This is a genomic window from Flavobacterium caseinilyticum (assembly GCF_004349085.1).
Taxonomy (GTDB): Bacteria; Bacteroidota; Bacteroidia; order Flavobacteriales; family Flavobacteriaceae; genus Flavobacterium; species Flavobacterium caseinilyticum.
This window is the reverse complement of record NZ_SMFM01000011.1, coordinates 42006-54433: the sequence shown is the minus strand read 5'-3', so window position 1 is coordinate 54433 and position 12428 is coordinate 42006. Positions and strand designations below refer to the sequence as shown.

Annotated in this window: 8 protein-coding genes; all 8 read left to right on the top strand. The window is 35.5% G+C overall.

Features of this window, described 5'->3' with window-relative positions; genetic code table 11:
- Positions 1–57 precede the first annotated feature (57 nt).
- The 8 genes from E0F89_RS16110 to mdh all read left to right on the top strand — a co-directional run bounded on the left by E0F89_RS16110 (position 58) and on the right by mdh (position 12227).
- Positions 58–921, top strand: a complete 864-nt coding sequence (locus E0F89_RS16110) for a PhzF family phenazine biosynthesis protein (RefSeq protein WP_131910756.1) — start codon at positions 58–60, stop codon at positions 919–921.
- Positions 922–971: 50 nt separating this feature from the next.
- Complete coding sequence (locus E0F89_RS16105; RefSeq protein ID WP_165930056.1) at positions 972–2783, top strand: porin family protein; 1812 nt, start codon at positions 972–974, stop codon at positions 2781–2783.
- Positions 2784–2910: 127 nt separating this feature from the next.
- On the top strand, positions 2911–3360 hold the full coding sequence (locus E0F89_RS16100) for a hypothetical protein (protein ID WP_131910755.1): 450 nt from the start codon (positions 2911–2913) through the stop codon (positions 3358–3360).
- 197 nt (positions 3361–3557) lie between these two features.
- The gene (gene asnB / locus E0F89_RS16095) at positions 3558–5234 is read left to right on the top strand and encodes an asparagine synthase B (protein WP_131910754.1); all 1677 of its coding nucleotides are present in this window, start codon (positions 3558–3560) and stop codon (positions 5232–5234) included.
- Positions 5235–5394: 160 nt separating this feature from the next.
- The gene (locus E0F89_RS16090) at positions 5395–7020 is read left to right on the top strand and encodes an amidohydrolase (RefSeq protein WP_131910753.1); all 1626 of its coding nucleotides are present in this window, start codon (positions 5395–5397) and stop codon (positions 7018–7020) included.
- A 443-nt stretch (positions 7021–7463) separates the two neighbouring features.
- Positions 7464–9080 (top strand): asparagine synthase B, encoded by a 1617-nt coding sequence (gene asnB, locus E0F89_RS16085; protein ID WP_131910752.1) that lies wholly within the window; start codon positions 7464–7466, stop codon positions 9078–9080.
- A gap of 181 nt (positions 9081–9261) precedes the next feature.
- A complete protein-coding gene (gene gyrB, locus E0F89_RS16080; protein WP_131910751.1) occupies positions 9262–11205 on the top strand; it encodes a DNA topoisomerase (ATP-hydrolyzing) subunit B in 1944 nt (647 codons plus the stop codon).
- 86 nt (positions 11206–11291) lie between these two features.
- Positions 11292–12227 (top strand): malate dehydrogenase, encoded by a 936-nt coding sequence (gene mdh, locus E0F89_RS16075; protein ID WP_131910750.1) that lies wholly within the window; start codon positions 11292–11294, stop codon positions 12225–12227.
- The last annotated feature ends 201 nt before the right edge of the window (positions 12228–12428 follow it).

Genomic DNA, 12428 nt, shown 5'->3' with positions numbered 1-12428 from the left:
AAACAACCACAAATTGTATGAAATTTTTAAAATAATCGAAAGAAAAAAACAAAGGGAATGAACCTATCTTTTTATATCGTTGATGTTTTTGCCGAGACAAAGTATGCTGGAAATCAACTCGCTGTTTTCTTAGGTGCCGATGCTTTGAGTGCAGAAAAGATGCAGAAAATTGCAAGAGAAATTAATTTTGCGGAAAGCACTTTTATCACTAAGCTTGATCCTGAAAATAGAGCGGCAACGATCAGAATTTTTACCCCGGACTACGAAATGAAGTTTGCAGGACATCCAATTATAGGGACTTCTTGGGTTTTGATGCATAAGATATTTCAAAATCAGCCTGAAAAGATTACGGTGTCAGTGCCAATAGGCGAAATTCCAGTGCATCAATCGGGAGATTTGATTTGGTTACAAGCGGCTCAGCCGGAGTTTTTGGATATTTTTTCGGCACAGGAGTTTTTATCGTTTAGCAATTTAAGCAGTACTGATTTTGAGGACAGCTTTCCAATTCAGGAAGTATCCACCGGAAGCGCTTTTGTAATTGTTCCGCTCAAAAATAAAAAAGCCTTGGAAAGTTTGATTCTCGACAAGAATAAAATGAACGAATGGTTGCATTCGCACTGCAAAACCAGTCATAGAGCGTTGTATTTTTATTGTTTAGAAGAGAATAATCTCAGCAGTAGAATGCTGTGTATAGAGGACAACCAACTTAAAGAAGACGCCGCTACAGGAAGTGCAAGTACATGTTTGCAGGCTTTTCTTTTAAAATACGATGCGCCGGAGATTCGAATTATAAATCATCAGGGCGATTTTATAAACAGACCTTCCCAGATTTATTTTGATGGTAAACGTATGGACAATGATTTTGATATTAAAATTGGGGGCAAATCGCAATTCATTGCAAAAGGGGAATGGGAAGTATAATTATAAGGTTACAAAAGACGAGTTATAAATAAGAAGTTAAAAAATTCAACATGACATTTAAACATTTAAACATAAATTCATTCACAGAAAATATCGTAACAATTTCGGCGCCATTCCCGTCAAGAAGGGTTGGATTGGGAATCTTGTTTCTTTTAGTTTTTCAATTTTCTTTTGCACAAAAAAAAGAACAAATCGGGACGGAAACTGTTAATGTTGTAAAACCTTATACGCCAAAAATATCCGATGCCTTCAAAATTAAGGAAGTTGCAACGCTTGAAGAAGAAGGAAATACTAAGAAGGAAATGGTAAAATATACTATTTTCTCTTTTCCGGTGGCGTCAACATTTAGCCCAACTAAAGGCAAGGCAGAAGGCGTTGAGAAAGAAAAACAAGGCCATTTATATAAAAATTATGCCACATTTGGTGCCGGAAATTACGGGACGTTTATCGGAGAATTATTCGTAAACCATGACCTTAATGATACCGATTATGTTGGTGCAATGTTTCGTCATCATTCGTCCAAAGGCGGAATCGAAAATGTAGAATTAGACAATCGTTTTTTAGATAATTCAGTGGATGTGATGTACGGATCAAATCGAGAATCGGTGTCCTGGAATATGGATTTAGGATATAAAAATCAAATTTACAACTGGTATGGGCTTCCAACTGATTTTGGCAATACGTTGACCTCTCAGGAAAGAGCGGTTTTGATTGGCAGTATTGATCCTAAACAATCCTATAATACGATTTCATTAGGCGGAAATATCGCTTTCAATGAAAGTATTGTCGAAAAAGTGAATTTGAAATTCAATCATTTTACAGATATTTTTGATTCGTCAGAGAGCAGATTTTCAGCTCAACCAACGGTGCAATTTGATATTATGGATAGTGCTGTAAAAACGGATTTAATTGTTGATTACGTTGCCGGCAGTTTCAAAGAGAATTATTCGAACACAAATTCTGAGCCGATGAAATATGGCTTCACTAATTTTGGAATAGCACCGAGCTTTGTCATGCAGGAAGACGATTGGACGCTAAACATAGGTGCAGCATTCTTTTACAGTATGAACAATCAGAACAAAAGGAATACGCTTTATATCTATCCAAGATTTACCGCTTCCTATAAAGTGGTTGGTGATTTGATGATGTTCTACGCCGGAGCCGAAGGGAATTTAGAGCAAAATTCATATCAGGATTTTGTGGATGATAATCCATTTTTATCGCCAACATTAAATATTGCGCCAACAGATCAGCAGTATGATCTTTTTGCAGGTTTAAAAGGGAAAATCACTAATAATGTAAGTTATAACATAAAAGGTTCGTATCTAAATCAGAGAAATAAAGCCTTGTTTAAAAGCAATGATTATAATGAAAATACAAGTAATCAAGACTACGCTTATGGGAATTCCTTTCAGGTGGTGTATGATGATATGAAAACATTTAATTTTTATGGTGAATTAAAAGCTGATTTTTCTAAAAATGTGACTTTTGGAATCAATGGTAGCTTCAGCAGTTTTACTACTGAATTCGAGAAAGAAGCCTGGAATTTGCCAGCTGTAAAAATAAGCTCAAGCTTAGATTTTAATATTACGCCAAAATGGTTTGCCGGTGCCAATGTGTTTTATGTGGGGGAGCGAAAAGATCAAGAATGGAATACAAACATGAATTTAATTGATGTAAGTCCGATTACTTTGCCTTCATATTTTGATGTAAATGCAAATGTCGGTTACAAATATAATGACCGATTAACCGCTTTTGTAAAAGGAAATAATCTTACCAATAAATCTTATGAAAAATGGCTGAACTATCCGGTTCAGGGACTTCAGGTCATTTTGGGAGTAAATTATAAATTTGATTTTTAAAAAAGGTCAAAAGAGGCAGAGAATCAAAGATAAAAAGCGGTTTTTTTCTGCAGATAATTGATACTGTCTATTTGTTGCTTTGTACCTTTGCCTCTTTGTCCCTTTATAACTTTGCCTCTCACTAAAAATGACTTTCAAACAAAAAATACATACTCATTACGTGCAATTAGTTCAGGATCGAATCGATGTTTTCAAAGACATGATTGTGGCGCTTACCGAAGATTCTAAGAACGATGCCAAAGGTTCAGCCGGAGACAAACATGAAACCGCTTTATCAATGATGCACATTGAACAGGAAAAACTCAATCGTAAATTGAGAGAAGTATTGGATCAAAAAACAGTTTTGGATAAAATTGATGCTGCTGCAGTTGCCGAAACAATTATCGTAGGGAGTTTGGTAAAAGCCAACGGAATCTATTTGTATCTGAGTGTGGCGCTTCCTAAAATTAATGTTGAAGGAATCAATATTATCGCATTATCTCCACAATCGCCTTTGGGCAATAAATTGATGGGAAATCAAGAAGGTTTTACTTTTGAGATTAATGGAACGAAGTATTTGGTGGAGAATATTGAATAAAATTCGTCTGCTTTTTATTCCATTTTTACAATTCTCAACTTCGATTCCTTTTTTATTCTCTTTTAATTACATTTTAAATACAAATGCTATTTTTTGGTTATAATTTATAACTAAAAATGGCATTTGTGTTTTTCGATTGAAACTATAACTCCATCTTTGCCCTATCAAAATAAACAAAACATTAAAAATATATAGTTATGTGCGGAATAGTATGTGCCTTTGATTTAAAACAAAAAGCGGAAGTTTTAAGACCGCAAGTATTAGAAATGTCTAAAATTATCCGTCATCGTGGACCGGACTGGAGTGGAATTTTTAGTAATGAAAAAGCGATTATGTCTCACGAACGTCTGGCAATTGTAGATCCGGCTTCAGGGAAACAACCTTTGTTCAGCGAGGATAAACAACTGATTTTGGCTGCAAATGGTGAAATCTATAACCACAGAGAATTACGCAAACAATTTGAAGGGAAATACAACTTTCAAACAGAAAGTGACTGCGAAGTAATTCTGGCACTATACAAAGAAAAGGGACCTCATTTTATAGATGAAATGAACGGAATATTTGGATTTGCGATTTATGATGTAGAAAAAGATGAGTATTTTGTTGCTCGTGATCACATGGGAATTATTCCATTATACATTGGTTGGGATGAGCACGGAACTTTTTATGTAGCTTCAGAATTGAAAGCATTAGAAGGATATTGTACCAAAATCCAATTGTTTCCTCCGGGACATTATATGACTAGCAAAGATGGCGAATTTGTACAATGGTATAAAAGAGAATGGACAGATTACGATGCCGTTAAAGACAACGTAACCAGCATTGACGAAATTAAAGTGGCTTTAGAAGCTGCGGTTCACAGACAGTTGATGAGTGATGTGCCTTATGGAGTATTGCTTTCTGGAGGGTTAGATTCGTCTATTACTTCGGCTGTAGCCAAAAAATATGCGCAAAAACGTATTGAATCTGGAGATGTTGCTGATGCATGGTATCCTCAATTACACTCGTTTTCTGTAGGATTAGAAGGTTCTCCAGATTTAGCGGCAGCTCAAATCGTGGCGGATCATATTGGAACGATTCACCACGAAATTAAATTCACTATTCAAGAAGGTTTGGATGCGGTTAAAGATGTAATTTACAACTTAGAAACCTATGATGTAACGACAATTAGAGCATCAACACCAATGTGGTTAATGGCGAGAGTTATTAAATCTATGGGTATCAAAATGGTGTTGTCAGGTGAAGGAGCGGATGAGCTTTTTGGAGGATATTTGTATTTCCACAAAGCGCCAAACGCAAGAGAATTCCACGAAGAAAACGTACGTAAATTAGGTAAATTGCACATGTATGACTGTTTGCGTGCCAACAAAAGTTTAGCCGCATGGGGAATTGAAGGTCGTGTGCCGTTTTTAGATAAAGAATTTATGGATGTGGCGATGCGCGTTAATCCACAAGATAAAATGATCAATGCAGAACATCCAATGGAAAAATGGGTAGTTCGTAAAGCTTTTGAAGAAATGTTGCCGCCAAGTGTTGCTTGGAGACAAAAAGAACAATTCAGTGATGGTGTAGGATACGGCTGGATTGATACTTTGAAAGAGGTTGTTGCTGTTGAAATTTCGGATGAACAATTAGCAAATGCTAAATACAAGTTCCCTTTACAAACACCAACTTCAAAAGAGGAGTATTATTACCGTTCTATTTTTCATGAGCATTTTCCAAGTGATGCCGCTGCTTTGTGTGTTCCACAAGAAGCAAGCGTTGCGTGTAGTACAAAAATTGCATTGGAATGGGATGAAGCATTCAAGAACATGAATGATCCATCCGGAAGAGCAGTAGCTAGCGTGCATGATGATGCGTATGCAAAGGCATAAACAATTAATTAAGATTTTACAAATAGACAAACGCTCTCCTTTTCGAGAGCGTTTTTTTATGGGAATAATTAAGTTAAGAATTCAAAAATTTCTTTTAATTCTCCTTTGGTTAAAATAATTGGCTGCAGTTTTTTATATTAGCCCAACTAAAATGTTTATTATGAGATCTATTACTTTATTTCTTGCTTTGTTTTTGTTGATTTCCTGTAATCAAAAAGATAAAGTTAGCGTTGATACTATTGTTACCGATGCAACTATCTACTCGGTAGATAACTCTTTTGGAACGGCTTCGGCTATGGCAATTGATAAGGGGAAAATTGTGGCTATTGGTACTAATAGTGAAATTTCAAATCTATATGAATCCAAGAATACAATAGATGCAGAGGGGAAATTCATTTACCCGGGATTAATTGACGCACATTGCCATTTTTACAGTTATGGTTTAAGTTTACAGGAAGCGGATTTACGCGGTACTAAAAGTATGGACGAAATAATAACCCGCTTAAAGGCTTTTCAAAAAGATAAAAATCCAACGTTTATTGTGGGTAATGGTTGGGATCAAAACGATTGGAAAGTAAAAAAGTATCCTACAAAAGAAGATTTAGATGCTGCATTTCCAGATATTCCAGTTGTATTAAACAGAGTTGACGGTCATGCGATTATCGTTAATAGTAAAGTGTTGAAATTAGCAGGAATCACTAAAGATACAAAAGCAGATGGTGGTCAGATTGAAATCGAAAACGGGCAACCGACAGGAATTTTAGTTGACAATCCGATGGAATTAGTGTTTAAAATAATTCCAAAACCAACTCGTAAAATACAAATTGACGCGTTGCTAGATGCTGAAAAAGTGATGTTTGATTATGGATTGACAACGGTAAATGATGCAGGATTGGATCCGGACATTATTCATTTGATGGACAGCTTGCAAAAAGCAAAAGTGATGAAGCTTAATGTGTACGCTATGATTACGGCAAATCAGAAAAATATTGATTTATACCTAAAAAAAGGAATTTATAAAACGGATAATTTAAATGTGCGTTCCTTTAAAATGTATGGCGATGGCGCTTTGGGTTCTCGTGGTGCTTGTATGCACAAACCGTATTCTGACAAGCCAGGCCAATACGGTGCTTTGTTGGCACCAATTTCTGGATTAAGCGATGTTGCTAAGCAGATTGCAGCTTCAAAATTTCAGTTGAATACGCATGCTATTGGCGATTCGGCAAATACGGTGATTTTGAAAATTTACGAAGATGTTTTGACCGGTACAAAAGACAGAAGATGGAAAATTGAGCATGCACAAGTTTTGCGTGAACAAGATTTTGATTATTTTAAATTTGGAATTATTCCTTCGGTTCAACCTACACATGCCACATCTGATATGTATTGGGCTGAAGATAGGTTGGGGAAAGAAAGGCTTAAAAATGCGTATGCTTATAAAAAATTACTTCAAAAAGCGGGAATGGTAGCTCTTGGAACTGATTTTCCTGTGGAAGAAGTCAATCCGATGTTAACTTTTCATGCGGCTGTAGCCAGGAAAGACAGTAAGGAATATCCGAAAGGCGGTTTCCAAATGGAAAATGCATTAACCAGAGCCGAAACTTTAAAAGGAATGACCATTTGGGCTGCTTTTTCTAATTTCGAAGAAAAAGAGAAAGGAAGTTTGGAAGTGGGGAAATGGGCTGATTTTGTAATTTTTGATCAGGATTTAATGAAAGTGGAAGAAAATAAAATAGTGAAAATGAAACCTACCAACACCTATTTAAAGGGGAAGAAAGTAAAATAATTGAATTGTCAGCCTTTTATAATTTACGATTAATTCTGCAAATAATAGCATTTTGTAGAATACATTGTTAAAACATATGAGTCATATAAGTTTTTAATTTGAATAAAATCAAATAAAACTAAAAGTTCATTTAAGTAAAGTCACATAGTCTTGCGAAGAACTTTTTTAACTTATTTTTCCTTTTAATTACAATTTGAGAAACTGACTTTTTTAAACTTACATGACTTATATGTTTAAAATTAAAGCTTTTTATTTTCTAACATAGCGATAATTTACAGTTGTAATAGAATATTTTAATTTATTGGTATTTGAATTACATTTTTAAGATAAAATTCATTTTTTTGTTTTAAATAGTAACTAAATACATTAATTATGTTTTGTGTTTGTAACTGCTATTGCATATTTGTCGACTTAGAATTGGAAAAAAATAAAAATACAGACTTATGTGCGGAATATTAGCCATTATCGGGAGAGGAAAAGAAGAACAACTGTTTGGAGAACTTTCAAAAAGAATGACGCATCGTGGTCCGGATGAAAGTGATTTGCATGTTACTGAAAAAGGGCATATTCTAAGTCATGAAAGGCTATCGATAATTGATTTGCATTCCGGAAAACAACCGATACAAGGCACGAAAACGGCTTATATGGTTCATAATGGCGAAATATACAATCATCAGGAATTAAGAGATGGTGTTTTGAAAGATCATACTTTTAGAACAAAATCAGATTCTGAAGTTATTGTGCATTTGTATGAAGAGTTTGGATACGATTTTTGCAATATGCTGGACGGAGATTGGGCTTTTGTGGTTGTGGATGGTGATGACTTTATTGCCGGTAGAGACCCAATGGGAGTGAAACCGCTATATTATGGTTTGGATGAAAGAGGAAGAATCTATTTCTCCTCTGAAATGAAACCTATCGCGGATCAATGTAAAACATTTTCTACTTTTCCTCCAGGACATTATTACACTGCAAAAACTGGTTTTGTAAAATATTACAAACCGGAATATGAAGATTATTTGAAAGCCGACCAAGAATTAGATTTGGAGTTAATCAGAGAAACGTTGACCGAAGCGACTCGTAAACGATTAATGAGCGATGTGCCTATTGGTGTGTTACTTTCTGGAGGATTAGATTCTTCATTGACTTCAGCAATTGCTTCGCGATTATTGGCAGAAACCGGCAATAAATTACAATCATTTTCAATTGGTTTAAATGCTGATGCGCCAGATGCTGCGGCAGCCAGAAAAGTTGCGGAGTATTTAGGAACAGAGCATCATGAAATTCATTTTACTGTCGAAGAAGGAATTGAAATTTTAGAGAAACTAATTTGGCATTTAGAAACGTATGACGTGACTTCGGTGCGAGCAAGTACGCCAATGTATTTCTTGTCGAAAGCGATTACGGATTTGGGTGTAAAAGTAGTGCTTTCAGGTGAAGGAGCTGATGAAATCTTTGGTGGATATTTGTATTTTAGAAATGCGCCTTCAGCGGAAGATTTCCAGAAAGAAACAATCGAAAGAGTGCAGAAATTATTCACTGCCGATTTGTTAAGAGCCGATAAATCAACGATGGCGCATGGTTTAGAGACTAGAGTTCCGTTTTTGGATAAAGCGTTCTTGGATGTGTCAATTCGCATCAAAGCAGAAGAAAAAATGCCTAAAACATACGATGGAAAAGAAAAATACATTCTAAGAAAAGCGTTTGATACTCCGGACAATCCATATCTTCCACAAGAAGTTTTATGGAGACAAAAAGAACAGTTTTCGGATGGAGTAGGATACAATTGGATCGATCAATTGATTGAATATTGTGCAACGCAAGTTACGGACGAGCAATTAGCCGGAGCTGCAGCCGAATTCCCATACAATTCTCCTACAACCAAAGAAGCCTATTTTTATAGGTCGATATTTAATAAATATTATCCGCAAATAAGTGCCGCGCAAACAGTTAGGAAATGGATTCCAAAATGGCAAGAGAACCTAGATCCAAGCGGAAGAGCTAATGCAGCTCACGTTCGGGCAGATACTCAAATTGCCAAAACAGGAGTTGTAATTTGAAACAAAAATTTGAATTTTTTATAAATGAAGAACGCTCTCAATTTTGAGAGCGTTTTTTTGTAATTATATGAACAAATGTTAATAACTTAAAGGCTTAAAAATTGATTTTAACTGTTATATAATTTACGTTTTTATATATTTGCGTGTTATACAAAAATTACATTTTTTTAGAATAAAATATATGAGCGAAGAAATCAAGAAGGACAGTTATTCAGCAGATAGTATTCAGGCATTAGAGGGAATGGAGCACGTAAGAATGCGTCCTTCAATGTATATTGGAGATGTAGGTGTTCGAGGACTGCATCATTTAGTTTATGAGGTCGTAGATAACTCTATCGATGAAGCGATGGGAGGCCATTGTGATACCATAATTGTTGATATTAACGAAGATGGATCTGTTACTGTAGAAGACAACGGTCGTGGTATTCCAGTTGGAATTCATAAAAAAGAAGGTGTTTCGGCATTGGAAGTTGTAATGACTAAAATTGGCGCCGGAGGAAAATTTGATAAAGATTCTTATAAAGTTTCTGGAGGACTTCACGGTGTCGGGGTTTCTGTAGTAAACGCTTTATCGAATCATTTGAGAGCTACCGTTCACAGTAGCGATGGTAAAATATACGAACAAGAATACGAAAAAGGAAAAGCATTATATCCTGTAAAACAAATTGGTGAAACGACAAAAAGAGGAACAATCGTTACTTTTTACCCAGATCCATCCATATTTACGCAAACAATAGAGTATTCTTACGATACTTTATCTGCTCGTATGCGTGAATTGTCCTATTTGAATAAAGGAATTACAATTACTTTTACTGACAAAAGAGAATTAGATAAAGACGGAAATTTTGTTTCTGAAATCTTTCATTCTGATGAAGGTTTAAAAGAATATATCCGTTATTTGGATGGAAATCGTGAGCCAATCATCGCCCACGTGATTTCGATGGATAATGAAAAGGGAGAAATTCCGGTTGAAGTTGCGTTAATTTATAATACAAGTTATACCGAAAATATTTTCTCGTATGTAAATAATATCAATACACACGAAGGAGGAACTCACTTACAAGGTTTTAGAACTGGTCTAACCAGATCGCTTAAGAAATATGCGGATGCTTCAGGAATGTTAGACAAATTGAAGTTTGATATTTCTGGGGATGACTTCCGTGAAGGACTTACGGCAATTATTTCAGTAAAAGTTGCGGAACCACAATTTGAAGGGCAAACTAAAACAAAACTTGGAAATAGAGAAGTCGTTTCTCCGGTAAGTCAAGCGGTGAGTGAAATGATTGAGAATTATTTGGAAGAAAATCCAAATGATGCACGTATCATTGTTCAAAAAGTAATTTTAGCAGCACAAGCGCGTCACGCAGCCAAAAAAGCCCGTGAAATGGTGCAACGCAAAACCGTAATGGGTGGTGGCGGATTACCAGGGAAATTATCTGATTGTTCTGAACAAGATCCTGCAAAATGTGAAGTATATCTTGTCGAGGGAGATTCGGCAGGTGGAACTGCAAAACAAGGTCGTGATCGTGCATTTCAGGCTATTTTGCCATTGCGTGGTAAGATTTTGAATGTGGAAAAAGCGATGCATCACAAAGTTTTTGAAAACGAAGAAATCAGAAATATATTCACGGCCCTTGGTGTGACCATTGGCACAGAAGAAGACAGCAAAGCATTGAATATTTCAAAACTGCGTTACCATAAAGTAATTATTATGTGTGATGCCGATGTCGATGGTAGTCACATTTCTACTTTAATTTTAACGTTCTTCTTTAGATTTATGAAAGAATTAATCGAAGAAGGTCACGTATACATTGCTGCACCACCTTTGTATTTAGTTAAAAAAGGAAACAAAAAAGAATACGCTTGGAATGACCTGCAACGTGATCAGGCGAACGAAAGAATGGGCGGAAGCGCAGGAATTCAACGTTATAAAGGTCTTGGGGAGATGAATGCGGAGCAATTATGGGAAACCACAATGGATCCTGGTTTCAGAACTTTGCGTCAGGTAACTATTGACAGTTTGGCGGAAGCTGATAGAGTTTTCTCTATGTTAATGGGTGATGAGGTACCGCCTAGAAGAGAATTTATTGAGAAAAATGCTGTTTATGCTAAGATTGATGCATAACTGGATTGATCATTCTTTTTTATTTAGAAAATAGTAACAGATTAACAAATAACCGAATTAACAAATAACCGAATAAATTTTAAAATATGAAAGTTACCATTGTAGGAGCAGGAAATGTAGGAGCAACATGTGCGGATGTAATTTCTTATAGAGGGATTGCAAGTGAGGTAGTATTATTGGATATCAGAGAAGGTTTTGCTGAAGGTAAAGCACTAGATATCATGCAATGTGCTACAAACACAGGTTTTAATACTAAAGTATCAGGCGTTACCAATGATTATTCTAAAACAGCAGGGAGTGATGTAGTGGTAATTACATCAGGTATTCCAAGAAAACCAGGAATGACTCGTGAAGAATTGATAGGTATAAATGCAGGAATTGTGAAAACTGTTGCTGAAAATGTATTAAAGCATTCACCTGATACGATTATAGTGGTAGTTTCCAATCCAATGGACACCATGACTTATTTGGCATTAAAATCTACCGGATTGCCAAAAAACAGAATTATTGGTATGGGTGGAGCATTAGACAGCTCTCGTTTTAGAACGTATTTGTCTTTGGCTTTAGACAAACCAGCTAATGATATTTCAGCAATGGTTATCGGTGGACATGGTGATACCACTATGATTCCTTTGACAAGATTGGCTTCTTATAACGGAATTCCGGTTTCTCAATTTTTATCAGAGGAAGAATTGCAAAAAGTAGCTGCTGATACTATGGTAGGTGGAGCTACACTTACAGGCCTTCTTGGAACATCAGCTTGGTATGCTCCGGGAGCTTCAGTTGCTTTCTTGGTGGACAGTATTTTGAATGATCAAAAGAAAATGATTGCTTGTTCTGTTTTTGTTGAAGGAGAATATGGACAAAATGATATCTGTATTGGTGTTCCATGTATTATTGGTAAAAATGGAGTAGAAGAAATTCTTGACATTAAACTAAACGATGCAGAAAAAGCCTTATTTTCTAAAAGTGCAGATGCAGTTAGACAAATGAATGACGCTTTAAAATCGATTTTGGTATAAAAATTTATATATAAAAAAGAGAAGACTGCAGCTTTGCAGTCTTTTTCTTGAGATTAATCTATAAATAAATTGGTTAATCTTAACGTTAATTATATATTTGCTCGGTTTAAAAAAATAATGTAATTCGGGATTTTCTTTTTTAAATTAAAAAAACAACGTCAAGTCTTATTCTATAAGGTTTAAAGCAAAAATAAATAAATA